This window comes from Escherichia sp. MOD1-EC4550 (assembly GCF_963876935.1).
Taxonomy (GTDB): domain Bacteria; phylum Pseudomonadota; class Gammaproteobacteria; order Enterobacterales; family Enterobacteriaceae; genus Escherichia; species Escherichia coli_F.
Genome location: NZ_CAWNSE010000016.1, coordinates 155984 through 180988 on the forward strand (window position 1 = coordinate 155984; position 25005 = coordinate 180988).

25 protein-coding genes and 1 tRNA gene are annotated in these 25005 nt (G+C 49.8%); 17 read left to right on the forward strand and 9 right to left on the reverse strand.

The window, feature by feature from the left end; translation table 11 throughout:
* Positions 1-142: 142 nt before the first annotated feature.
* Positions 143-1120 (reverse strand): elongation factor P--(R)-beta-lysine ligase, encoded by a 978-nt coding sequence (gene epmA, locus AACU19_RS13930; RefSeq protein ID WP_000004771.1) that lies wholly within the window; start codon positions 1118-1120, stop codon positions 143-145.
* 324 nt (positions 1121-1444) lie between these two features.
* Here epmA and frdA point away from each other — a divergent pair, with 324 nt between their 5' ends.
* The 6 genes from frdA to blc all read left to right on the forward strand — a co-directional run bounded on the left by frdA (position 1445) and on the right by blc (position 6574).
* A complete protein-coding gene (gene frdA, locus AACU19_RS13935; protein ID WP_105279058.1) occupies positions 1445-3253 on the forward strand; it encodes a fumarate reductase (quinol) flavoprotein subunit in 1809 nt (602 codons plus the stop codon).
* The gene (gene frdB, locus AACU19_RS13940) at positions 3246-3980 is read left to right on the forward strand and encodes a fumarate reductase iron-sulfur protein (RefSeq protein WP_000829498.1); all 735 of its coding nucleotides are present in this window, start codon (positions 3246-3248) and stop codon (positions 3978-3980) included. Before frdA ends, frdB begins: the two co-directional genes overlap by 8 nt.
* Positions 3981-3990: 10 nt before the next feature.
* Positions 3991-4386 carry a fumarate reductase subunit FrdC gene (gene frdC, locus AACU19_RS13945; RefSeq protein ID WP_000208757.1) on the forward strand — a complete coding sequence of 132 codons (396 nt, stop codon included), beginning with the start codon at positions 3991-3993 and terminating at the stop codon, positions 4384-4386.
* A 10-nt stretch (positions 4387-4396) separates the two neighbouring features.
* A complete protein-coding gene (gene frdD / locus AACU19_RS13950; RefSeq protein WP_000609663.1) occupies positions 4397-4756 on the forward strand; it encodes a fumarate reductase subunit FrdD in 360 nt (119 codons plus the stop codon).
* 62 nt (positions 4757-4818) lie between these two features.
* Positions 4819-5952 (forward strand): BlaEC family class C beta-lactamase, encoded by a 1134-nt coding sequence (locus AACU19_RS13955; RefSeq protein WP_032185734.1) that lies wholly within the window; start codon positions 4819-4821, stop codon positions 5950-5952.
* Positions 5953-6040: 88 nt separating this feature from the next.
* Complete coding sequence (gene blc / locus AACU19_RS13960) at positions 6041-6574, forward strand: lipocalin Blc (protein WP_001238369.1); 534 nt, start codon at positions 6041-6043, stop codon at positions 6572-6574.
* On the opposite strand, the gene sugE is transcribed toward blc, so the two are convergent.
* From sugE to efp, 4 genes are all read right to left on the reverse strand, one after another.
* Positions 6571-6888: a quaternary ammonium compound efflux SMR transporter SugE gene (gene sugE, locus AACU19_RS13965; protein WP_000118482.1), complete on the reverse strand. Its 318-nt coding sequence runs from the start codon at positions 6886-6888 to the stop codon at positions 6571-6573. The genes blc and sugE overlap by 4 nt on opposite strands.
* A gap of 175 nt (positions 6889-7063) precedes the next feature.
* Positions 7064-7210 (reverse strand): lipoprotein toxin entericidin B, encoded by a 147-nt coding sequence (gene ecnB / locus AACU19_RS13970; protein WP_000239596.1) that lies wholly within the window; start codon positions 7208-7210, stop codon positions 7064-7066.
* Positions 7211-7320: 110 nt separating this feature from the next.
* Complete coding sequence (gene ecnA, locus AACU19_RS13975) at positions 7321-7446, reverse strand: lipoprotein antitoxin entericidin A (RefSeq protein WP_000977757.1); 126 nt, start codon at positions 7444-7446, stop codon at positions 7321-7323.
* Between the two features lie 51 nt (positions 7447-7497).
* Positions 7498-8064, reverse strand: coding sequence for an elongation factor P (gene efp, locus AACU19_RS13980; protein WP_000257278.1), 567 nt, complete (start codon positions 8062-8064; stop codon positions 7498-7500).
* A 41-nt stretch (positions 8065-8105) separates the two neighbouring features.
* Here efp and epmB point away from each other — a divergent pair, with 41 nt between their 5' ends.
* Both epmB and AACU19_RS13990 read left to right on the forward strand, forming a co-directional pair.
* Complete coding sequence (epmB, locus tag AACU19_RS13985) at positions 8106-9134, forward strand: EF-P beta-lysylation protein EpmB (RefSeq protein WP_105279059.1); 1029 nt, start codon at positions 8106-8108, stop codon at positions 9132-9134.
* Positions 9135-9528: 394 nt separating this feature from the next.
* A complete protein-coding gene (locus AACU19_RS13990; RefSeq protein ID WP_105279060.1) occupies positions 9529-10398 on the forward strand; it encodes a YjeJ family protein in 870 nt (289 codons plus the stop codon).
* 49 nt (positions 10399-10447) lie between these two features.
* Here the strand turns inward: AACU19_RS13990 and AACU19_RS13995 are convergent, their stop codons facing one another.
* The 3 genes from AACU19_RS13995 to AACU19_RS14005 form a co-directional block, all read right to left on the reverse strand.
* Positions 10448-10801 (reverse strand): DUF4156 domain-containing protein, encoded by a 354-nt coding sequence (locus AACU19_RS13995; RefSeq protein ID WP_000558209.1) that lies wholly within the window; start codon positions 10799-10801, stop codon positions 10448-10450.
* A gap of 137 nt (positions 10802-10938) precedes the next feature.
* Entirely contained in the window at positions 10939-12585 is a 1647-nt protein-coding gene (groL, locus tag AACU19_RS14000) for a chaperonin GroEL (RefSeq protein WP_000729117.1), read from the reverse strand.
* Positions 12586-12628: 43 nt separating this feature from the next.
* On the reverse strand, positions 12629-12922 hold the full coding sequence (locus tag AACU19_RS14005) for a co-chaperone GroES (protein WP_001026276.1): 294 nt from the start codon (positions 12920-12922) through the stop codon (positions 12629-12631).
* Positions 12923-13197: 275 nt separating this feature from the next.
* Between AACU19_RS14005 and yjeH the strand changes: the two genes are divergently transcribed.
* Entirely contained in the window at positions 13198-14454 is a 1257-nt protein-coding gene (gene yjeH, locus AACU19_RS14010; protein ID WP_000015841.1) for an L-methionine/branched-chain amino acid transporter, read from the forward strand.
* A gap of 15 nt (positions 14455-14469) precedes the next feature.
* Here yjeH and AACU19_RS14015 read toward each other — a convergent pair whose 3' ends face one another.
* Complete coding sequence (locus AACU19_RS14015; RefSeq protein ID WP_001267448.1) at positions 14470-14946, reverse strand: FxsA family protein; 477 nt, start codon at positions 14944-14946, stop codon at positions 14470-14472.
* Between the two features lie 336 nt (positions 14947-15282).
* Here AACU19_RS14015 and aspA point away from each other — a divergent pair, with 336 nt between their 5' ends.
* The 8 genes from aspA to cadB all read left to right on the forward strand — a co-directional run bounded on the left by aspA (position 15283) and on the right by cadB (position 24927).
* Positions 15283-16719, forward strand: a complete 1437-nt coding sequence (aspA, locus tag AACU19_RS14020; RefSeq protein ID WP_000069437.1) for an aspartate ammonia-lyase — start codon at positions 15283-15285, stop codon at positions 16717-16719.
* 117 nt (positions 16720-16836) lie between these two features.
* On the forward strand, positions 16837-18138 hold the full coding sequence (gene dcuA / locus AACU19_RS14025) for an anaerobic C4-dicarboxylate transporter DcuA (RefSeq protein WP_000961959.1): 1302 nt from the start codon (positions 16837-16839) through the stop codon (positions 18136-18138).
* Positions 18139-18252: 114 nt separating this feature from the next.
* A complete protein-coding gene (cutA, locus tag AACU19_RS14030) occupies positions 18253-18591 on the forward strand; it encodes a divalent cation tolerance protein CutA (RefSeq protein WP_032304347.1) in 339 nt (112 codons plus the stop codon).
* Entirely contained in the window at positions 18567-20264 is a 1698-nt protein-coding gene (gene dsbD / locus AACU19_RS14035; RefSeq protein WP_105279061.1) for a protein-disulfide reductase DsbD, read from the forward strand. Before cutA ends, dsbD begins: the two co-directional genes overlap by 25 nt.
* A 36-nt stretch (positions 20265-20300) precedes the next feature.
* On the forward strand, positions 20301-20876 hold the full coding sequence (locus AACU19_RS14040; protein WP_001317578.1) for a transcriptional regulator: 576 nt from the start codon (positions 20301-20303) through the stop codon (positions 20874-20876).
* Positions 20877-20982: 106 nt separating this feature from the next.
* Positions 20983-21058: transfer RNA gene (locus tag AACU19_RS14045), tRNA-Phe, on the forward strand.
* 631 nt (positions 21059-21689) lie between these two features.
* Entirely contained in the window at positions 21690-23228 is a 1539-nt protein-coding gene (cadC, locus tag AACU19_RS14050) for a lysine decarboxylation/transport transcriptional activator CadC (protein WP_001187201.1), read from the forward strand.
* A gap of 364 nt (positions 23229-23592) precedes the next feature.
* The gene (cadB, locus tag AACU19_RS14055; RefSeq protein ID WP_000092915.1) at positions 23593-24927 is read left to right on the forward strand and encodes a cadaverine/lysine antiporter; all 1335 of its coding nucleotides are present in this window, start codon (positions 23593-23595) and stop codon (positions 24925-24927) included.
* Positions 24928-25005 lie beyond the last annotated feature (78 nt).

The window sequence follows — 25005 nt, forward strand, 5'->3', positions numbered from 1 at the left end:
AAAAACCAATACAGAATTGATACCTGGATGATATCAAATATCCAGTCTTAAATTGTGGCCTTTAGCGGAAAAATGAAAACATATGCTACAGAATGGCGCTTATCACGCCATTCTTCGCTGTTAATTCAGTAATTTTTCAGAATTATGCCCGGTCAACGCTAAAGGCGATGACTTCAGCCAGTGTCTCCGCGCCCAGCGCCAACATCACCAGACGATCAACGCCTAATGCCACGCCGGAACAGTCAGGCATACCGACTTTCAAGGCTTCAATAAGATTCTGGTCAATGGGGTGCTGCGGCAAACCGCGCGCCGCGCGCTTACGGTTATCTTGTTCAAAACGTTGTTGCTGCTCACGGGCATCCGTCAATTCATGGAAACCATTCGCCAGCTCAATACCTTTATAATAAACCTCAAAGCGTTCAGCGACCCGATGATCTTCGGTACTGATTTGCGCCAGTGATGCCTGGCTGGCCGGAAAGTGGTACACAAAGGTCGGTTTTTCTTTGCCAATATTTGGCTCTACGCCAAAGGTAAACAGCAGTTGTAGCAGCGTGTCGCGGTCTTCTTCGGTATCGGCAACGTTGCTCAAATCCAGTTTCGCTGCCACTTCCCGCAGTTGCGTTTTGTCGGCAGAGAGCGGGTCAATTTCCAGATAACGCAAGAAAGCTTGTTGATAAGAAAGACTTTCTGCTGCCGGGCAGTCCAGCACCTGTTGCAAGAGATCGTCCACCTCGTTCATCAACCGGTACATATCATAGTGCGGTCGATACCACTCCAGCATAGTGAATTCAGGGTTGTGATAACGCCCCATCTCTTCATTACGGAAGCTGCGACACAGCTGGAAAACCGGCCCACAACCGGCAACCAGCAGGCGTTTCATATGGTATTCCGGGCTGGTCATTAACCAGAGATTCATCCCCTGCGAATGCCCGGGGCCAACGAAACGCGTCTCAAACGGGACCAAATGAATATCGGTTACCGTCGCCTGGCTCATACAAGGCGTCTCCACCTCCAGCACTCCACGATCGGCAAAGAAACGACGGATCTCCGCCATAATCGCCGCGCGTTTTAATAAGTTAGGAATGGATGCGCTCGGCTGCCAGGATGCCGTTTCGCTCATAGTTAAATCTCCATTTTTTGACAAGGGCACGAAGTCTACTCGCAACGCGGCGGCGAGACAAATTTTACGCAGGTATCAATCAACGGTGGGCGGTGACTAAAAAAAGCACGATCTGATGGTTTAGTAATTAAATTAATCATCTTCAGTGATAATTTAGCCCTCTTGCGCACTAAAAAAATCGATCTCGTCAAATTTCAGACTTATCCATCAGACTATACTGTTGTACCTATAAAGGAGCAGTGGAATAGCGTTCGCAGACCGTAACTTTCAGGCACTTACCCTGAAGTACGGGGCTGTGGGATAAAAACAATCTGGAGGAATGTCGTGCAAACCTTTCAAGCCGATCTTGCCATTGTAGGCGCCGGTGGCGCGGGATTACGTGCTGCAATTGCTGCCGCGCAGGCAAATCCAAATGCAAAAATCGCACTAATCTCAAAAGTATACCCTATGCGTAGCCATACCGTTGCTGCAGAAGGGGGCTCCGCCGCTGTCGCGCAGGATCATGACAGCTTCGAATATCACTTTCACGATACAGTAGCGGGTGGCGACTGGTTGTGTGAGCAGGATGTCGTGGATTATTTCGTCCACCACTGCCCAACCGAAATGACCCAACTGGAACTGTGGGGATGCCCATGGAGCCGTCGCCCGGATGGTAGCGTCAACGTACGTCGCTTCGGCGGCATGAAAATCGAGCGTACCTGGTTCGCCGCCGATAAGACCGGCTTCCATATGCTGCACACGCTGTTCCAGACCTCTCTGCAATTCCCGCAGATCCAGCGTTTTGACGAGCACTTCGTACTGGATATTCTGGTTGATGATGGTCATGTTCGCGGCCTGGTAGCAATGAACATGATGGAAGGCACGCTGGTGCAGATCCGCGCTAACGCGGTCGTTATGGCTACCGGCGGTGCGGGTCGCGTTTATCGTTACAACACCAACGGCGGTATCGTTACCGGTGACGGTATGGGTATGGCGCTAAGCCACGGCGTTCCGCTGCGTGACATGGAATTCGTTCAGTATCACCCAACCGGTCTGCCAGGTTCCGGTATCTTGATGACCGAAGGCTGCCGCGGTGAAGGCGGTATTCTGGTCAACAAAAATGGCTACCGTTATCTGCAAGATTACGGCATGGGCCCGGAAACTCCGCTGGGCGAGCCGAAAAACAAATATATGGAACTGGGTCCACGCGACAAAGTTTCTCAGGCCTTCTGGCACGAATGGCGTAAAGGCAACACCATCTCCACACCGCGTGGCGATGTGGTTTATCTCGACCTGCGTCACCTCGGCGAGAAAAAACTGCATGAACGTCTGCCGTTCATCTGCGAACTGGCGAAAGCGTACGTTGGCGTCGATCCGGTTAAAGAACCGATTCCGGTACGTCCGACCGCACACTACACCATGGGCGGTATCGAAACCGATCAGAACTGTGAAACCCGCATTAAAGGTCTGTTCGCCGTGGGTGAATGTTCCTCTGTTGGTCTGCACGGCGCAAACCGTCTGGGCTCCAACTCCCTGGCGGAACTGGTGGTCTTCGGTCGTCTGGCCGGTGAACAAGCGACAGAACGTGCAGCAACTGCCGGTAATGGCAACGAAGCGGCAATTGAAGCGCAGGCTGCTAGCGTTGAACAACGTCTGAAAGATCTGGTTAACCAGGATGGCGGCGAAAACTGGGCGAAGATCCGCGACGAAATGGGCCTGGCTATGGAAGAAGGTTGCGGTATCTACCGTACGCCGGAACTGATGCAGAAAACCATCGACAAGCTGGCTGAGCTGCAGGAACGCTTCAAGCGCGTGCGCATCACCGACACCTCCAGCGTGTTCAACACCGACCTGCTCTACACCATTGAACTGGGTCACGGTCTGAACGTTGCTGAATGTATGGCGCACTCCGCAATGGCACGTAAAGAGTCCCGCGGCGCGCACCAGCGTCTGGACGAAGGTTGCACCGAGCGTGACGATGTCAACTTCCTCAAACACACCCTCGCCTTCCGCGATGCTGATGGCACTACTCGCCTGGAGTACAGCGACGTGAAGATTACTACGCTGCCGCCAGCTAAACGTGTTTACGGTGGCGAAGCGGATGCAGCCGATAAGGCGGAAGCAGCCAATAAGAAGGAGAAGGCGAATGGCTGAGATGAAAAACCTGAAAATTGAGGTGGTGCGCTATAACCCGGAAGTCGATACCGCACCGCATAGCGCATTCTATGAAGTGCCTTATGACGCAACTACCTCATTACTGGATGCGCTGGGCTACATCAAAGACAACCTGGCACCGGACCTGAGCTACCGCTGGTCCTGCCGTATGGCGATTTGTGGTTCCTGCGGCATGATGGTTAACAACGTGCCAAAACTGGCATGCAAAACCTTCCTGCGTGACTACACCGACGGTATGAAGGTTGAAGCGTTAGCTAACTTCCCGATTGAACGCGATCTGGTGGTCGATATGACTCACTTTATCGAAAGTCTGGAAGCGATCAAACCGTACATCATCGGCAACTCCCGCACCGCGGATCAGGGTACTAACATCCAGACCCCGGCGCAGATGGCGAAGTATCACCAGTTCTCCGGTTGCATCAACTGTGGTCTGTGCTACGCCGCGTGCCCGCAGTTTGGCCTGAACCCCGAGTTCATCGGTCCGGCTGCCATTACGCTGGCGCATCGTTATAACGAAGATAGCCGCGACCACGGTAAGAAGGAGCGTATGGCGCAGTTGAACAGCCAGAATGGCGTATGGAGCTGTACTTTCGTGGGCTACTGCTCCGAAGTCTGCCCTAAACACGTCGATCCGGCTGCGGCCATTCAGCAGGGCAAAGTAGAAAGTTCGAAAGACTTTCTTATCGCGACCCTGAAACCACGCTAAGGAGTGCAACATGACGACTAAACGTAAACCGTATGTACGGCCAATGACGTCCACCTGGTGGAAAAAATTGCCGTTTTATCGCTTTTACATGCTGCGCGAAGGCACGGCAGTTCCGGCTGTGTGGTTCAGCATTGAACTGATTTTCGGGCTGTTTGCCTTGAAAAATGGCCCGGAAGCCTGGGCGGGATTCGTCGACTTTTTACAAAACCCGGTTATCGTGATCATTAACCTGATCACTCTGGCAGCAGCTCTGCTGCACACCAAAACCTGGTTTGAGCTGGCACCGAAAGCGGCCAATATCATTGTAAAAGACGAAAAAATGGGACCAGAGCCAATTATCAAAAGTCTCTGGGCGGTAACCGTGGTTGCCACCATCGTAATCCTGTTTGTTGCCCTGTACTGGTAAGGAGCCTGAGATGATTAATCCAAATCCAAAGCGTTCTGACGAACCGGTATTCTGGGGCCTCTTCGGGGCCGGTGGTATGTGGAGCGCAATTATTGCGCCGGTGATGATCCTGCTGGTGGGTATTCTGCTGCCGCTGGGGCTGTTTCCGGGTGATGCGCTGAGCTACGAGCGCGTTCTGGCGTTCGCGCAAAGCTTCATTGGTCGCGTATTCCTGTTCCTGATGATCGTTCTGCCACTGTGGTGTGGTTTACACCGTATGCACCACGCGATGCACGATCTGAAAATCCACGTGCCTGCAGGCAAATGGGTTTTCTACGGTCTGGCTGCTATCCTGACAGTTGTCACGCTGATTGGTGTCGTTACAATCTAACGCATCGCCAATGTAAATCCGGCCCGCCTATGGCGGGCCGTTTTGTATGGAAACCAGACGCTATGTTCAAAACGACGCTCTGCGCCTTATTAATTACCGCCTCTTGCTCCGCACTTTCCGCCCCGCAACAGCTCAACGAGATTGTGCATCGCACAATTACCCCGCTTATAGAGCAACAAAAGATCCCCGGTATGGCGGTGGCGGTGATTTATCAGGGCAAACCTTATTACTTTACCTGGGGCTATGCGGACGTAGATAAAAAGCAGCCCGTCACGCAGCAAACGCTGTTTGAGTTAGGCTCGGTCAGCAAAACATTTACGGGCGTGCTTGGTGGCGACGCTATTGCGCGAGGGGAAATCAACCTAAGCGATCCCGCAACAAAATACTGGCCTGAACTTACCACTAAACAGTGGAATGGGATCACACTATTACATCTTGCGACCTACACCGCTGGCGGCCTGCCATTACAGGTGCCGGATGACGTTAAATCCTCAAGCGACTTGCTGCGCTTCTATCAAAACTGGCAGCCTGCATGGGCTCCAGGAACACAACGTCTGTATGCCAACGCCAGTATTGGTTTGTTCGGTGCACTGGCTGTGAAACCATCCGATTTGAGCTTTGAACAGGCGATGCAAACTCGTGTTTTCCAGCCACTCAAACTCAACCATACGTGGATTAATGTGCCGCCCGCAGAAGAAAAGCATTACGCCTGGGGATATCGCGAAGGTAAGGCAGTGCATGTTTCGCCAGGGGCATTAGACGCTGAAGCTTATGGTGTGAAGTCGACCATTGAAGATATGGCCCGCTGGGTGCAAAGCAATTTAACCCCCCGTGATATCAATGAGAAAACACTTCAACAAGGGATACAACTGGCACAATCTCGCTACTGGCAAACCGGCGATATGTATCAGGGCCTGGGCTGGGAAATGCTGGACTGGCCGGTAAATCCTGACACCATCATAAACGGCAGTGATAATAAAATTGCACTGGCAGCACGCCCCGTAAAAGCGATTACACCCCCAACTCCTGCAGTACGCGCATCATGGGTACATAAAACGGGGGCGACCGGCGGATTTGGTAGCTATGTCGCGTTTATTCCAGAAAAAGAGCTGGGTATCGTGATGCTGGCTAACAAAAATTATCCCAATCCAGCGAGAGTTACCGCCGCCTGGCAGATTCTCAACGCTCTACAGTAAAATTTCATCGGGTCCGAATTTTCGGACCTTTACTCCGCTTTTCCTTGCTGTCATCTACACTTAGAAAAAAACCAGTAAGGAAACATTTATGCGCCTACTCCCTCTCGTTGCCGCAGCGACAGCTGCATTTCTGGTCGTTGCCTGCAGTTCTCCTACGCCGCCGCGTGGCGTGACAGTAGTGAATAATTTCGACGCCAAACGTTATCTCGGTACCTGGTATGAGATTGCCCGTTTTGATCACCGCTTTGAACGTGGACTGGAAAAAGTCACCGCAACATACAGCCTACGGGATGACGGCGGCCTGAATGTCATTAATAAAGGCTATAACCCTGACAGAGAAATGTGGCAGCAGAGTGAAGGGAAAGCGTACTTTACCGGCGCGCCTACCCGCGCTGCGCTGAAAGTGTCATTCTTTGGTCCTTTCTATGGCGGTTATAACGTTATTGCACTCGATCGGGAATACCGCCATGCGCTGGTTTGCGGTCCGGACCGCGACTACCTGTGGATACTCTCCCGCACGCCAACCATTTCTGACGAAGTGAAACAGGAGATGCTGGCAGTCGCGACCCGGGAAGGGTTTGATGTCAGTAAGTTTATTTGGGTACAGCAGCCCGGTAGTTAATGAGTGCTGAGTTTCAGACCAATAATCCCCAATACGATTAACGCCAGACTCGCCAGGCGCATCGGATTAGCGGACTCACCGAGCAGCACAATGCCGGTGATGGCCGCGCCGACTGCGCCAATACCCGTCCACACGGCATAAGCCGTCCCTACCGGTAGCGATTTCATCGCCCAGGCAAGTAGCGCCATACTGACAATCATCGCCGTCACGGTAATAACACTTGGCGTCAAACGACTAAAGCCGTGGGTATATTTCAGGCCAACGGCCCATACCACTTCCAGCAGGCCAGCAATAACTAAGATAATCCAGGACATATCAGGCTCCGGAGAATTGGGGCCGTCCCCGGTGAAAAGAGGCGTTTGCAGGTCGTCCTGCAAAGCTGATGGTTGAACGGGTATTTTGCCAGGTGGCAGGGGAATTTCAACTATTACCTTAGTGACTATCGCAGAAAAAACAAACGGCACGACACAGCTGTCGTACCGTTATTGCTTATTGCTGCGCTTTCGTTGCTGCGCCAGAAATCGCGTTACCGCCATCAGAAATGTCTTCACCAACGCCACGCGTGGTGTTGCAGGCAGTTAATACTGTTGAAAGCACCAGAACAGAAAAGATCGCTGCAATTGTCTTCTTCACCATAACGTCTTCCTTTTAGGTAATGTTATTTATGTTTGCCTATAGCAAATTAATAATAGACAACATCGCCAAAAATGATGGAAATCTGATGATTTTTCGGAAGAGAAGAAAAATTAGCTGGCAGCGCGGGAGATGGAGTTGCCGAGATGTTTGATATCTTCGCCGAAACCGCGAGCGGTATTACAGCCCGTGAGCAGCGTGCTGGCAAGCAAAACAAGAACGATAAGGCGTTTCATCATCTCTGACCGGAATAAGTGATGGTGCAGCCAACAGGCCGCACCAAAACCGCATTACTTCACGCGAGAGACATATTCACCAGAGCGGGTATCCACTTTGATGACTTCTCCGATCTGTACGAACAGCGGAACTTTAACCACAGCGCCAGTAGACAGGGTAGCCGGTTTGCCGCCAGTACCTGCGGTATCCCCTTTCAGGCCCGGATCGGTATCCACGATTTCCAGTTCAACGAAGTTCGGCGGAGTAACGGAGATCGGCTGACCATTCCACAGAGTTACGATACACTCTGCCTGATCCAGCAACCATTTGGCGTTGTCGCCAATTGCTTTTGCATCAGCAGACAGCTGCTCGAAAGTTTCGTTGTTCATGAAGTGCCAGAACTCACCGTCGTTGTACAGGTAAGTCAGGTTCATATCGACAACATCAGCGCCTTCAGCGGAATCAGTAGATTTGAAGGTTTTTTCTACGCGAGTACCGGTCAGCAGACGACGCAGTTTAACGCGAGCAAATGCCTGGCCTTTACCCGGTTTTACGAATTCACTCGCTTCAACCGCGTAAGGTTCGCCGTCTAACATGATTTTAAGACCAGCACGAAAATCGTTGCTATAGTACGTTGCCATAAGGCCCTCTGAAATTTGTTAATTGGTAGCTAAGCCACAAAATGGCGCATATTGTAACCCTAAATACCCCATCCAGAGAAGATTGGTTAACGCAACTTGCCGATGTTGTGACCGATCCTGATGAACTTCTGCGTCTTTTGAATATAGACGCGGACGAAAAACTGTTGGCCGGACGCAGCGCCAAAAAGCTGTTTGCCCTGCGTGTGCCCCGCTCATTTATCGATCGCATGGAGAAAGGCAATCCGGACGATCCACTTTTGCGTCAGGTACTTACCTCGCAAGATGAGTTTGTCGTCGCGCCCGGATTCTCCACCGACCCGCTGGAAGAACAGCACAGCGTAGTCCCTGGTTTGTTGCATAAATACCACAACCGGGCGCTATTGCTGGTCAAAGGCGGCTGCGCGGTAAATTGCCGCTATTGCTTCCGTCGCCATTTCCCGTATGCCGAAAATCAGGGCAACAAGCGTAACTGGCAGACTGCACTTGAGTATGTTGCTGCGCATCCGGAACTGGACGAGATGATTTTCTCCGGCGGCGATCCGCTGATGGCGAAAGATCACGAGCTGGACTGGTTGCTTACACAACTGGAAGCCATCCCGCATATCAAACGTCTGCGGATTCACAGCCGTCTGCCGATTGTGATCCCGGCACGCATCACAGATGCGCTGGTTGAACGCTTTTCACATTCTACGCTGCAAATCTTGCTGGTGAATCACATCAACCATGCCAATGAGGTAGATAAAACATTCCGCCAGGCTATGGCTAAGTTGCGCCAGGTAGGCGTTACTTTGCTGAACCAGAGCGTTCTGTTACGTGGTGTGAACGATAACGCACAAACGCTGGCAAACCTGAGTAATGCGTTGTTCGATGCGGGCGTGATGCCGTATTACCTGCATGTGCTCGATAAAGTGCAGGGCGCGGCGCATTTTATGGTGAGTGATGACGAAGCACGGCAGATTATGCGTGAGTTGCTGACGCTGGTATCTGGATATATGGTGCCGAAACTGGCGCGCGAGATTGGCGGCGAACCCAGTAAAACGCCACTGGATCTCCAGCTACGCCAGCAGTAACTGATTAAACAGGGAAGTTAAACACTAAAATCGCCTGATGCGCTACGCCTATCAGGCCTACATCGCGCATTGAAATTGCACGAATTTTCAATGAACTGTAGGCCGGATAGGGCGTTTACGCCGCATCCGGCAAGAGCAACGCACACAAGAACAGTGATCTGTCATTAAACAGAAAAGTTTAATCGGTGCCCATTGCTTAACCATTAATTATTCATATCCGTTGCTATTTTTATTCTTTATATAGATCACACCAATAATTAACCTTTCTTTTCTGTTTATATAGAGTGAGCACGGCTATTTATGTTATTTTAACAACTATTACTACCAAGCCCATTTATCTGGCTTATAAATTAAAATTAATTATTTAATTGAGAAATGGTTAGGGAGAACCTACATGGCCATAAGCATCAAGGGAGTTAATACCGGTGTTATTCGCAAGAGTAATAATTTCATTGCACTGGCGCTGAAAATTAAAGAGCCTCGCAATAAAGAATCGTTGTTCTTTCTGTCTGTCATGGAACTGCGCGACCTGCTGATTGCGCTGGAAAGCCGTCTGCATCAAAAGCATAAACTGGATGCTGCAGCACGCCTTCAGTATGAGCAAGCTCGCGATAAAGTCATTAAGAAAATGGCAGAAAATATCCCAGAAATTCTGGTTGATGAGCTTAAAAATGCCGATATTAATCGTCGAGTTAACACGCTGGAACTTACCGATAATCAGGGTGAAAATCTTACCTTCGTATTAACGCTACATGACGGTAGCAAATGTGAGTTAGTCATCAATGAATTGCAGATTGAAATGCTGGCGCGAGCAATCATTCATGCAATTAATAATGCGGAAATGCGTGAACTGGCATTACGTATTACCTCACTGTTAGATTTCCTGCCGTTATACGACGTTGACTGCCAGGACAATGGCAATCTGGAATATGACACCTATTCCCAACCGGAATGGAAACATAACTTGTTCAACCATTATCTGGCAGTGCTTTATCGCTTTAAAGATGAAAATGGCAAAGAACAATTTAGCGGCGCAGTGGTGAAAACGCGTGAAGCAACGCCGGGTAAAGAAGTGGAGGCGATCACTCGCCGAATGCTTGATTTCAGCCCACGACTGAAAAAACTCGCGGGTGTACCATGTCAGGTCTATGTTCGCACCGTAGCAGCAAATAACGCCCAACCGCTAACCCAGGATCAATGCTTACGCGCGCTACATCACTTACGTGTTCAGTCCATCAGCAAAAGTGCACCACAAGCGAAATAATCTCATCTTTGCTAATGCGAGGCTGGAGTCATCCAGCCTCTGAATCACATCAATTCGGGCACTTATATACCTGGCCGATAATCTGGCTATCCGTCGGGACAAAACTGGACAACATTCCCTGCGACGGGCTGCTGATACCATAAATCACGTTACCACCCATTGCCGCTGCCTGGTTGCGCAGATCGTTTGCCGCACCACGCATAGAACCGCCTTCTTCACCATGTTGCCCGGAAAGCCAGTTACTTTGCTTACCTGTCGCAGTACCAATCAGCTGGCACTCTGCGCCTGGCTGCTCGTCCACAATGCGTACACTCTGACCGGCAGCACTCAATTCGTTGCTGGAGCTACAACCCGCCATCAGTAGCGCGGCACCGACAATCCCTGCTAAGTATTTTACGTGCATGTTATTCCCCATAATCAATGAGCTGGACGCCACTCGCGTCGTCCGTGTCTGAATCTTATACTAGAAAGATGACTAAAAGAAAAACCCCCAGACATTTCTGCCCGGGGGTTTGTTTATTTCTGCGAGTTGCAGGGCAATTACATCATGCCGCCCATGCCACCCATGCCGCCCATACCGCCAGCAGCGCCTAAGTCAGCTGCATCGTTTTTCGGCAGGTCGGTAACCATGCACTCGGTGGTGATCATCAGGCCAGCCACAGAAGCCGCGTACTGCAGAGCAGAGCGGGTTACTTTGGTTGGGTCCAGGATACCCATGTCGATCATGTTGCCGTATTCTTCGGTTGCTGCGTTGTAACCGTAGTTGCCGTCGCCGCCTTTAACGGTGTTAGCAACAACAGACGGTTCTTCGCCGCAGTTCAGGACGATCTGACGCAGCGGAGCTTCCATTGCACGCAGTGCAACTTTGATACCCACGTTCTGGTCTTCGTTCTGACCACGCAGGTCTGCCAGCTTAGACGCTACGCGGATCAGCGCAACACCACCACCAGCAACCACGCCTTCTTCTACCGCAGCACGGGTCGCGTGCAGGGCGTCTTCAACGCGTGCTTTTTTCTCTTTCATTTCAACTTCGGTAGCAGCACCAACTTTGATAACTGCAACGCCGCCTGCCAGTTTCGCTACGCGCTCCTGCAGTTTTTCACGGTCGTAGTCAGAAGTTGCTTCTTCAATCTGCTGACGGATCTGAGCAACACGGCCCTGGATTGCAGCTTCTTCACCCACGCCATCGATGATAGTGGTGGTGTCTTTGTTGATCACAACACGTTTAGCCTGACCCAGGTCTTCCAGGGTTGCTTTTTCCAGCTCCATACCGATCTCTTCAGAGATCACGGTACCGCCAGTCAGGGTTGCGATATCCTGCAGCATAGCTTTACGACGATCGCCGAAGCCCGGAGCTTTAACCGCAGCAACTTTCACGATGCCACGCATGGTGTTAACAACCAGAGTTGCCAGCGCTTCGCCTTCAACATCTTCAGCGATGATCAGCAGCGGTTTACCTGCTTTTGCAACGGCTTCCAGAACCGGCAGCATTTCGCGGATGTTGGAGATTTTCTTGTCAGCCAGCAGGATGAACGGGCTTTCCAGTTCTACTGCGCCAGTTTCCGGCTTGTTGATGAAGTAAGGAGACAGGTAGCCACGGTCAAACTGCATACCTTCAACCACATCCAGTTCATCCTGCAGACCGGTACCGTCTTCAACGGTGATAACGCCTTCTTTACCGACTTTGTCCATCGCTTCAGCGATCAGTTTACCTACGGTTTCGTCGGAGTTAGCGGAGATGGTACCAACCTGAGCAATCGCTTTAGAGTCAGAGCACGGTACGGACAGGGCTTTCAGTTCTTCAACTGCAGCGGTAACGGCTTTGTCGATACCACGTTTCAGGTCCATCGGGTTCATGCCCGCAGCAACAGCTTTCAGGCCTTCAGTGATGATAGCCTGAGCCAGTACGGTTGCGGTGGTGGTACCGTCGCCTGCAGCGTCGTTCGCTTTAGAGGCAACTTCTTTCACCATCTGCGCACCCATGTTTTCGAACTTGTCTTCCAGTTCGATTTCACGTGCAACGGAAACACCATCTTTGGTGATGGTCGGTGCACCGAAAGATTTATCCAGAACTACGTTACGACCTTTTGGGCCGAGGGTAACTTTCACTGCATCTGCCAGTACGTTTACGCCGCGCAGCATTTTCACACGAGCGTCGTTACCGAATTTTACGTCTTTAGCTGCCATTATCTTTATTCCTTAAATTCGTATGTTCAGTGTCGTGCGCGGATTACGCTTCAACAATTGCCAGAATGTCGCTTTCGGACATGATCAACACTTCTTCATTGTCGATCTTCTCAGATTTCACACCGTAGCCATCGTTGAAAATAACGATGTCGCCAACTTTCACGTCCAGCGGCTTCACTTCGCCATTTTCAAGGATACGGCCATTGCCGACAGCCAGCACTTCGCCACGGGTAGATTTAGCCGCTGCAGAGCCGGTCAGAACGATGCCGCCAGCAGATTTAGTTTCAACTTCTTTACGCTTGACGATCACGCGATCATGCAATGGACGAATATTCATTGATAACTCTCCTTTGAGAAAGTCCGTATCTGTTATGGGTGACGCCGGACCTTACGTGGTTTCCCGGCTGGTGACCAGAGAAATGGGGGTGAGGCTTCGCCCCTTCAAGGGGGAAAATGAAAAAAAATTCTGATCAGCACAAAATCGGGTGAAAACACTGATTCACCTCACATTTCATCGCAATTTATTCATCGCCGTCATAAGCGAATCTGATTGTGCTACCATCGAAAATCTACGCAGTTGCCCAAGATTTGGGCGCAATCGGACATCAACCCATGAGTGGACTCAAACAAGAACTGGGGCTGGCCCAGGGCATCGGCCTGCTATCGACGTCATTATTAGGCACCGGCGTGTTTGCCGTTCCTGCGTTAGCTGCGCTGGTAGCGGGTAATAACAGCCTGTGGGCGTGGCCCGTTTTGATTATCTTAGTGTTCCCGATTGCGATTGTGTTTGCGATTCTGGGGCGCCACTATCCCAGTGCAGGCGGCGTCGCACACTTCGTCGGTATGGCGTTTGGTTCGCGGCTTGAGCGAGTCACCGGCTGGCTGTTTTTATCGGTCATTCCCGTAGGTTTGCCTGCCGCGCTACAAATTGCTGCCGGCTTCGGCCAGGCAATGTTTGGCTGGCATAGCTGGCAACTGTTGTTAGCAGAACTCGGTACGCTGGCGCTGGTGTGGTATATCGGTACGCGCGGTGCCAGTTCCAGTGCTAATCTACAAACGGTCATTGCCGGGCTTATCGTCGCGCTGATTGTCGCTATCTGGTGGGCGGGCGATATCAAACCTGCGAATATCCCCTTCCCTGCACCTGGTAATATCGAACTTACCGGGTTATTTGCTGCGTTATCAGTGATGTTCTGGTGCTTTGTCGGTCTGGAAGCATTTGCCCATCTTGCCTCGGAATTTAAAAATCCAGAGCGTGATTTTCCTCGTGCTTTGATGATTGGTCTGCTGCTGGCAGGATTAGTCTACTGGGGCTGTACGGTAGTCGTCTTACACTTCGACGCCTATGGTGAACAAATGGCGGCAGCAGCATCGCTTCCAAAAATTGTAGTGCAACTGTTCGGTGTAGGAGCGTTATGGATTGCCTGCGTGATTGGCTATCTGGCCTGCTTTGCCAGTCTCAACATTTATATACAGAGCTTCGCCCGCCTGGTCTGGTCGCAGGCGCAACATAATCCTGACCACTACCTGGCACGCCTCTCTTCTCGTCATATCCCGAATAATGCCCTCAATGCGGTGCTCGGCTGCTGCGTGGTGAGCACGTTGGTGATTCATGCTTTAGAGATCAATCTGGACGCACTTATCATCTATGCCAATGGCATCTTTATTATGATTTATCTGTTATGCATGCTGGCAGGCTGTAAATTATTGCAAGGACGTTATCGACTACTGGCGGTGGTTGGCGGGCTGTTATGCGTTCTGTTACTGGCAATGGTCGGCTGGAAAAGTCTCTATGCGCTGATCATGCTGGCGGGGTTATGGCTGTTTCTGCCAAAACGAAAAACGCCGGAAAATGGCATAACCACATAATCCGGCGTTTCGGCATTAATCCTGGCGATCGTCTTTATGATCAAGGCGGTCGCGCTCATCATCCTTTCGCTGGTACTCACCATCAAAAGTATTACCGCCACCGGTCCCGGCGCTAAAACCGCCGCCTGGCATGCGAGAAAAGCGCAAATGCGGCATCAACTTCACTGTCAGATGCTTTTGCACCGGCGGTAATAAAAGCAGAAGACCGAGGAAGTCGGTGAAAAAGCCCGGTAATAAAAGCAGCAAACCGGCAATGATCAGCGAAACACTTTTAATCATCTCCGCCGCTGGGTTTTCACCTGCCGCCATTTTTTGCTGCATCAGCACGAAATTCTTAAAGCCCTGGTTACGTACCAGTGACATACCAATAACTGACGTGAATATAACCAGCACGAGGGTCAGCAATACCCCCAATACATGGGCAACCTGAATAAAGATTGAAATCTCAATATAGACATAAAGGAAAATGGCAATAAAAGGTAACCAGCGCAAAGGTTTCTCCTGTAATAGCAGCCGGTTAAACCCGGCTACCTGAATGGGTTGCGAATCGCGTTCAGCTTATATTGTGGTCATTAGCAAAATTTCAAGATGTTTGCGCAACTATTTTTGGTAGTAATCCCAAAGCGGTGATCTATTTCACAAATTAATAATTAAGGGGTAAAAACCGACACTTAAAGTGATCCAGATTACGGTAGAAATCCTCAAGCAGCATATGATCTCGGGTATTCGGTCGATGCAGGGGATAATCGTCGGTCGAAAAACATTCGAAACCACATATATTCTGTGTGTTTAAAGCAAATCATTGGCAGCTTGAAAAAGAAGGTTCACATGTCAAACAACATTCGTATCGAAGAAGATCTGTTGGGTACCAGGGAAGTTCCAGCTGATGCCTACTATGGTGTTCACACTCTGAGAGCGATTGAAAACTTCTATATCAGCAACAACAAAATCAGTGATATTCCTGAATTTGTTCGCGGTATGGTAATGGTTAAAAAAGCCGCAGCTATGGCAAACAAAGAGCTGCAAACCATTCCTAAAAGTGTAGCGAATGCCATCATTGCCGCATGTGATGAAGTCCTGAACAACGGAAAATGCATGGATCAGTTCCCGGTAGACGTCTACCAGGGCGGCGCAGGTACTTCCGTAAACATGAACACCAACGAAGTGCTGGCCAATATCGGTCTGGAACTGATGGGTCACCAGAAAGGTGAATATCAGTACCTGAACCCGAACGACCATGTTAACAAATGTCAGTCCACTAACGACGCCTACCCGACCGGTTTCCGTATCGCAGTTTACTCTTCCCTGATTAAGCTGGTAGATGCGATTAACCAACTGCGTGAAGGCTTTGAACGTAAAGCTGTCGAATTCCAGGACATCCTGAAAATGGGTCGTACCCAGCTGCAGGACGCAGTACCGATGACCCTCGGTCAGGAATTCCGCGCTTTCAGCATCCTGCTGAAAGAAGAAGTGAAAAACATCCAACGTACCGCTGAACTGCTGCTGGAAGTTAACCTTGGCGCAACAGCAATCGGTACTGGTCTGAACACGCCGAAAGAGTACTCTCCGCTGGCAGTGAAAAAACTGGCTGAAGTCACTGGCTTCCCATGCGTACCGGCTGAAGACCTGATCGAAGCGACCTCTGACTGCGGCGCTTATGTTATGGTTCACGGCGCGCTGAAACGCCTGGCTGTGAAGATGTCCAAAATCTGTAACGACCTGCGCTTGCTCTCTTCTGGTCCACGTGCCGGCCTGAACGAGATCAACCTGCCGGAACTGCAGGCGGGCTCTTCCATCATGCCAGCTAAAGTAAACCCGGTTGTTCCGGAAGTGGTTAACCAGGTATGCTTCAAAGTCATCGGTAACGACACCACTGTTACCATGGCAGCAGAAGCAGGTCAGCTGCAGTTGAACGTTATGGAGCCGGTCATTGGCCAGGCTATGTTCGAATCCGTTCACATTCTGACCAACGCTTGCTACAACCTGCTGGAAAAATGCATTAACGGCATCACGGCTAACAAAGAAGTGTGCGAAGGTTACGTTTACAACTCTATCGGTATCGTTACTTACTTGAACCCGTTCATCGGTCACCACAACGGTGACATCGTGGGTAAAATCTGTGCCGAAACCGGTAAGAGTGTACGTGAAGTCGTTCTGGAACGCGGTCTGTTGACTGAAGCGGAACTTGACGATATTTTCTCCGTACAGAATCTGATGCACCCGGCTTACAAAGCAAAACGCTATACTGATGAAAGCGAACAGTAATCGTACAGGGTAGTACAAATAAAGAAGGCACGTCAGATGACGTGCCTTTTTTCTTGTGAGTAGTAACTTAAAAATAACAATCTAATATCAACTTGTTAAAAAACAAGGAAGGCTAATATGCTAGTTGTAGAACTCATCATAGTTTTGCTGGCGATCTTCTTGGGCGCCAGATTGGGGGGAATAGGTATTGGTTTTGCAGGCGGATTGGGGGTGCTGGTTCTTGCCGCTATTGGCGTTAAACCCGGTAACATCCCGTTCGATGTCATTTCCATTATCATGGCGGTTATCGCCGCTATTTCTGCCATGCAGGTTGCTGGCGGTCTGGACTATCTGGTTCATCAGACAGAAAAGCTGCTGCGCCGTAACCCGAAATACATCACGATCCTCGCACCGATCGTGACCTATTTCCTGACTATCTTTGCTGGTACTGGCAACATCTCTCTGGCGACACTGCCAGTTATCGCTGAAGTTGCGAAGGAACAAGGCGTTAAACCTTGCCGTCCGCTGTCTACTGCAGTGGTATCCGCGCAGATTGCGATCACCGCATCGCCAATCTCAGCAGCAGTGGTTTACATGTCTTCCGTGATGGAAGGTCATGGCATCAGCTACCTCCATCTGCTCTCCGTGGTCATCCCGTCCACCCTGCTGGCGGTTCTGGTGATGTCCTTCCTGGTCACTATGCTGTTCAACTCCAAACTCTCTGACGATCCGATTTATCGCAAGCGTCTGGAAGAGGGCCTGGTTGAACTGCGCGGTGAAAAGCAGATTGAAATCAAATCCGGTGCAAAAACGTCCGTCTGGCTGTTCCTGCTGGGCGTAGTTGGCGTTGTTATCTATGCAATCATCAACAGCCCAAGCATGGGTCTGGTTGAAAAACCGCTGATGAACACCACCAACGCAATCCTGATCATCATGCTCAGCGTTGCAACTCTGACCACCGTTATCTGTAAAGTCGATACCGACAACATCCTCAACTCCAGCACCTTCAAAGCAGGTATGAGCGCCTGTATTTGTATCCTGGGTGTTGCGTGGCTGGGCGATACTTTCGTTTCCAACAACATCGACTGGATCAAAGATACCGCTGGTGAAGTGATTCAGGGTCATCCGTGGCTGCTGGCCGTCATCTTCTTCTTTGCTTCTGCTCTGCTGTACTCTCAGGCTGCAACCGCAAAAGCACTGATGCCGATGGCTCTGGCACTGAACGTTTCTCCGCTGACCGCTGTTGCTTCTTTCGCTGCGGTGTCTGGTCTGTTCATTCTGCCGACCTACCCGACGCTGGTTGCTGCGGTACAGATGGATGACACGGGTACTACCCGTATCGGTAAATTCGTCTTCAACCATCCGTTCTTCATCCCGGGTACTCTGGGTGTTGCCCTGGCCGTTTGCTTCGGCTTCGTGCTGGGTAGCTTCATGCTGTAATGACCAATCGCGGGGCTTCAGGCCCCGCTTTCTTTCCCGCCGACTAACATCCTTCCCCCGTCCGTTGTATAGTGACCTCTCTCTTGCGGTTCCATCTGTTCTTGCGAGGTGTTTATGCTTGATGAAAAAAGTTCGAATACCGTGTCTGTCGTGGTGCTATGTACCGCACCGGATGAAGCGACAGCCCAGGATTTAGCCGCCAAAGTGCTGGCGGAAAAACTGGCAGCCTGCGCGACCTTGATCCCCGGCGCGACCTCTCTCTATTACTGGGAAGGTAAGCTGGAGCAAGAATACGAAGTACAGATGATTTTAAAAACTACCGTATCTCACCAGCAGGCACTGCTGGAATGCCTGAAGTCTCATCATCCATATCAAACCCCGGAACTTCTGGTTTTACCTGTTACACACGGAGACACAGATTACCTCTCATGGCTCAACGCATCTTTACGCTGATCCTGCTACTTTGCAGCACTTCCGTTTTTGCCGGATTATTCGACGCGCCGGGACGTTCACAATTTGTCCCCGCGGATCAAGCCTTTGCTTTTGATTTTCAGCAAAACCAACATGACCTGAATCTGACCTGGCAGATCAAAGACGGTTACTACCTCTACCGTAAACAGGTCCGCATTACGCCGGAACACGCGAAAATTGCCGACGTGCAGCTGCCGCAAGGCGTCTGGCATGAAGATGAGTTTTACGGCAAAAGCGAGATTTACCGCGATCGGCTGACGCTTCCCGTAACCATCAACCAGGCGAGTGCGGGAGCGACGTTAACTGTCACCTACCAGGGCTGTGCTGATGCTGGTTTCTGTTATCCGCCAGAAACCAAAACCGTTCCGTTAAGCGAAGTGGTCGCCAACAACGCAGCGTCACAGCTTGTGTCTGTTCCGCAGCAAGAGCAGCCCACCGCGCAATTGCCCTTTTCCGCGCTCTGGGCGTTGTTGATCGGTATTGGTATCGCCTTTACGCCATGCGTGCTGCCAATGTACCCACTGATTTCTGGCATCGTGCTGGGCGGTAAACAGCGGCTCTCCACTGCCAGAGCATTGATGCTGACCTTTATTTATGTGCAGGGGATGGCGCTGACTTACACGGCACTGGGTCTGGTGGTTGCCGCCGCAGGGTTACAGTTCCAGGCGGCGCTACAGCACCCATACGTGCTCATTGGCCTCGCTATCGTCTTTACCTTGCTGGCGATGTCAATGTTTGGCTTGTTTACCCTGCAACTCCCCTCTTCGCTGCAAACGCGCCTCACGCTGATGAGCAATCGCCAACAGGGCGGCTCACCTGGCGGTGTGTTTGTTATGGGGGCGATTGCCGGACTGATCTGTTCACCATGCACCACCGCACCGCTTAGCGCGATTCTGTTGTATATCGCCCAAAGCGGGAACATGTGGCTGGGGGGCGGCACGCTTTATCTCTATGCGTTGGGCATGGGCCTGCCGCTGATGCTAATTACCGTCTTTGGTAACCGCTTGCTGCCGAAAAGCGGCCCGTGGATGGAACAAGTCAAAACCGCGTTTGGTTTTGTGATCCTCGCACTGCCGGTCTTCCTGCTGGAGCGAGTGATTGGCGATGTCTGGGGATTACGCTTGTGGTCAGCGCTTGGCGTCGCGTTCTTTGGCTGGGCCTTTATCACCAGCTTACAGGCCAAACGCGGCTGGATGAGCGTAGTGCAAATAATTCTGCTGGCAGCAGCATTGGTTAGCGTGCGCCCACTTCAGGATTGGGCATTTGGTGCGACGCATACCGCGCAAACTCAGACGCATCTCAACTTTACACAAATCAAAACGGTAGATGAGTTAAATCAGGCGCTCGTTGAAGCCAAAGGCAAACCAGTGATGTTAGATCTCTATGCCGACTGGTGCGTCGCCTGTAAAGAGTTTGAGAAATACACCTTCAGCGACCCGCAGGTGCAAAAAGCGTTAGCAGACACGGTATTACTTCAGGCCAACGTCACTGCCAACGACGCCCAAGATGTGGCGCTGTTAAAGCATCTTAATGTCCTTGGCCTACCGACAATTCTCTTTTTTGACGGACAAGGCCAGGAGCATCCGCAAGCACGCGTCACGGGCTTTATGGATGCTGAAACCTTCAGCGCACATTTGCGCGATCGCCAACCGTGAACGACACTTGCAGTGGGAAAGACGGAGGAAAATAGCGTGCAACGTGAAGATGTACTGGGAGAAGCCCTGAAATTATTAGAATTACAAGGGATTGCCAACACCACGCTGGAGATGGTTGCTGAACGTGTGGATTATCCACTGGACGAGCTACGCCGCTTCTGGCCAGACAAAGAGGCAATCCTCTATGATGCGCTGCGCTATCTTAGCCAACAGATAGATGTCTGGCGTCGTCAGCTGATGCTGGACGAAACGCAAACCGCCGAACAAAAGCTGCTGGCGCGTTATCAGGCGCTATCGGAGTGCGTTAAAAACAACCGCTATCCGGGCTGTCTGTTTATCGCTGCCTGTACGTTTTATCCCGATCCTGGCCACCCTATTCATCAACTGGCCGATCAGCAAAAAAGCGCGGCCTACGATTTCACCCACGAACTGTTAACCACGCTGGAAGTTGACGATCCGGCGATGGTAGCAAAGCAGATGGAACTGGTGCTGGAAGGCTGTTTAAGCCGAATGCTGGTGAATCGTAGCCACGCGGATGTCGACACCGCACATCGGCTGGCAGAAGATATCCTGCGCTTCGCTCGCTGCCGCCAGGGTGGCGCACTGACCTGACAGAAACACAGAAAAGAAGCGATTTGCCGCAATCTTAAGCAGTTGAATCGCTTTTACTGAAATTAGGTTGACGAGATGTGCAGATTACGGTTTAATGCGCCCCGTTGCCCGGATAGCTCAGTCGGTAGAGCAGGGGATTGAAAATCCCCGTGTCCTTGGTTCGATTCCGAGTCCGGGCACCAAATTCATATAAACGGACCTCCACGGAGGTCCGTTTTTCGTTTCAGGACGCCATGTGATTTAAGCGTTCTGCCTTCAAATCATTTCTAACAATCTCAACCAAATTTTCCCACATCGCCAGCATGTTGCGGGTATACCCCAGCTCTGGGAGATTTATCCCTAAGCTATGAATGACTCTCACGAAATGTCGTGCGGCTGCGTGATGCAGTTGAAAATCAAATGATGTCATCAAGAGCTTAACGGTATCGTTGCCGATGACATATATAAAGCACAACATCGGGCAGAACGCCGGCTGATGAGATTTTCTGAATGAGAACAAAGAGTAATGTATCAGTTCGTTTGCTCATGCAAAGACTAATAATCCATTAAAATAGTAAGCGCTCTGAGCAATTTTCCGGGGATTATTTTCTGAACATTTTTCTTTGGCAAAGATGATGAATAATGATGGTAAGGTAAATTACTTCTGGTGCTCATTAAACTCCTTTCGTAAAGCTATGTAACCAAGAAGTTTATAGCAGGTAAAAATAACGTCCAACATTCACTGATAATATGTAAACTCGACCATCTATAGATGGTAAAAATAGGTCATGGCAATTATCATTGCATCATTCCCTTTTCGAATGAGTTTCTATTATGCAACAACCTGTAGTTCGCGTTGGCGAATGGCTTGTTACTCCGTCCATAAACCAAATTAGCCGCAATGGGCGTCAACTTACCCTTGAGCCGAGATTAATCGATCTTCTGGTTTTCTTTGCTCAACACAGTGGCGAAGTACTTAGCAGGGATGAACTTATCGATAATGTCTGGAAGAGAAGTATTGTCACCAATCACGTTGTGACGCAGAGTATCTCAGAACTACGTAAGTCATTAAAAGATAATGATGAAGATAGTCCTGTCTATATCGCTACTGTACCAAAGCGCGGCTATAAATTAATGGTGCCGGTTATCTGGTACAGCGAAGAAGAGGGAGAGGAAATAATGCTATCTTCGCCTCCCCCTATACCAGAGGCGGTTCCTGACACAGATTCTCCCTCCCAAAGTCTTAACATTCAAAACACCGCAACACCACCTGAACAATCCCCAGTTAAAAGCAAACGATTCACTACCTTTTGGGTATGGTTTTTTTTCCTGTTGTCGTTAGGTATCTGTGTAGCACTGGTAGCGTTTTCAAGTCTTGATACACGTCTTCCGATGAGCAAATCGCGTATTTTGCTCAATCCACGCGATATTGACATTAATATGGTAAATAAAAGTTGTAACAGCTGGAGTTCCCCGTATCAGCTCTCTTACGCGATAGGCGTGGGTGATTTGGTGGCGACATCACTTAACACCTTCTCCACCTTTATGGTGCATGACAAAATCAACTACAACATTGATGAACCGAGCAGTTCCGGTAAAACATTATCTATTGCGTTTGTTAATCAGCGCCAATACCGTGCTCAACAATGCTTTATGTCGGTAAAATTGGTAGACAATGCAGATGGTTCAACCATGCTGGATAAACGTTATGTCATCACTAACGGTAATCAGCTGGCGATTCAAAATGATTTACTGGAGAGTTTATCAAAAGCGTTAAACCAACCGTGGCCACAACGAATGCAGGAGATGCTCCAGCAAATTTTGCCGCATCGTGGTGCGTTATTAACTAATTTTTATCAGGCTCATGATTATTTACTGCATGGCGATGATAAATCATTGAACCGTGCCAGTGAATTACTAGGTGAGATTGTTCAATCATCCCCCGAATTTACCTACGCGAGAGCAGAAAAAGCATTAGTTGATATCGTGCGCCATTCTCAACATCCTTTAGATGAAAAACAATTAGCAGCACTGAATACAGAAATAGATAACATTGTTACACTGCCGGAACTGAACAACCTGTCCATTATATATCAAATAAAAGCGGTCAGTGCTCTGGTAAAAGGTAAAACAGATGAGTCTTACCAGGCGATAAATACTGGCATTGATCTTGAAATGTCCTGGCTAAATTATGTGTTGCTTGGCAAGGTTTATGAAATGAAGGGGATGAACCGGGAAGCAGCTGATGCATATCTCACCGCCTTTAATTTACGCCCAGGGGCAAACACCCTTTACTGGATTGAAAATGGTATATTCCAGACTTCTGTTCCTTATGTTGTACCTTATCTCGACAAATTTCTCGCTTCAGAATAAGTGACTCCCGGGTTGATTCATACTCGGGAATATTTGTTGTTGAGTTTTTGTATGCTATTTTTGGTATAATATGTTGCGGCAATTTATTTGCCGCATAATTTTTATCACATAAATTTAACCATGGAATATTCCGCAATCTATTGTAAATATTGAATGTTTATCTTTTCATGATATCAACTTGCGATCCTGATGTGTTAATAAAAAACCTCAAGTTCTCACTTACAGAAACTTTTGTGTTATTTCACCTAATCTTTAGGATTAATCTTTTTTTTTGAGTAATCTTGTCGCCAGTTTGGTCTGGTCAGTAAATAGTTACGCATCATGACCCGGACTCCAAATTCAAAAATGAAATTAGGAGAAGAGCATGAGTTCTGCCAAGAAGATCGGGCTATTTGCCTGTACCGGTGTTGTTGCCGGTAATATGATGGGGAGCGGCATTGCATTATTGCCTGCGAACCTTGCAAGTATCGGTGGTATTGCTATCTGGGGTTGGATTATCTCTATTATTGGTGCAATGTCGTTGGCTTATGTATATGCCCGACTGGCAACAAAAAACCCGCAACAAGGTGGCCCAATTGCTTATGCCGGAGAAATTTCTCCTGCATTTGGTTTTCAGACAGGTGTTCTTTATTACCATGCTAACTGGATTGGTAACCTGGCGATTGGTATTACCGCTGTATCTTATCTTTCCACCTTCTTCCCTGTATTAAATGATCCTGTTCCGGCGGGTATCGCTTGTATTGCTATCGTCTGGGTATTTACCTTTGTAAATATGCTCGGCGGTACCTGGGTAAGCCGTTTAACCACTATTGGTCTGGTGCTGGTTCTTATTCCTGTAGTTATGACTGCTATTGTTGGCTGGCATTGGTTTGATGCTGCAACTTATGCTGCTAACTGGAATACCGCAGGTACTACTGATGGTCATGCGATCATTAAAAGTATTCTGCTCTGCCTGTGGGCCTTCGTGGGTGTTGAATCCGCAGCGGTAAGTACTGGTATGGTTAAAAACCCGAAACGTACCGTTCCGCTGGCAACCATGCTGGGTACTGGTTTAGCAGGTATTGTTTACATCGCTGCGACTCAGGTGCTTTCCGGTATGTATCCGTCTTCTGTAATGGCAGGCTCCGGTGCTCCGTTTGCAATCAGTGCTTCTACTATCCTGGGTAACTGGGCTGCGCCGATGGTTTCTGCATTCACCGCTTTTGCGTGCCTGACTTCTCTGGGCTCCTGGATGATGCTGGTAGGTCAGGCAGGTGTGCGTGCCGCTAACGACGGTAACTTCCCGAAAGTTTATGGTGAAGTCGACAGCAACGGTATTCCGAAAAAAGGTCTGCTGCTGGCTGCAGTGAAAATGACTGCCCTGATGATCCTCATCACTCTGATGAACTCTGCCGGTGGTAAAGCATCTGACCTGTTCGGTGAACTGACCGGTATCGCAGTACTGCTGACTATGCTGCCGTACTTCTACTCTTGCGTTGACCTGATTCGTTTTGAAGGCGTTAACATCCGCAACTTTGTCAGCCTGATCTGCTCTGTACTGGGTTGCGTGTTCTGCTTCATCGCGCTGATGGGCGCAAGCTCCTTCGAGCTGGCAGGTACCTTCATCGTCAGCCTGATTATCCTGATGTTCTACGCTCGCAAAATGCACGAGCGCCAGAGCCACTCAATGGATAACCACACAGCGTCTAACGCACATTAATTAAAAGTATTTTCCGAGGCTCCTCCTTTCATTTTGTCCCATGTGTTGGGAGGGGCCTTTTTTACCTGGAGATATGAC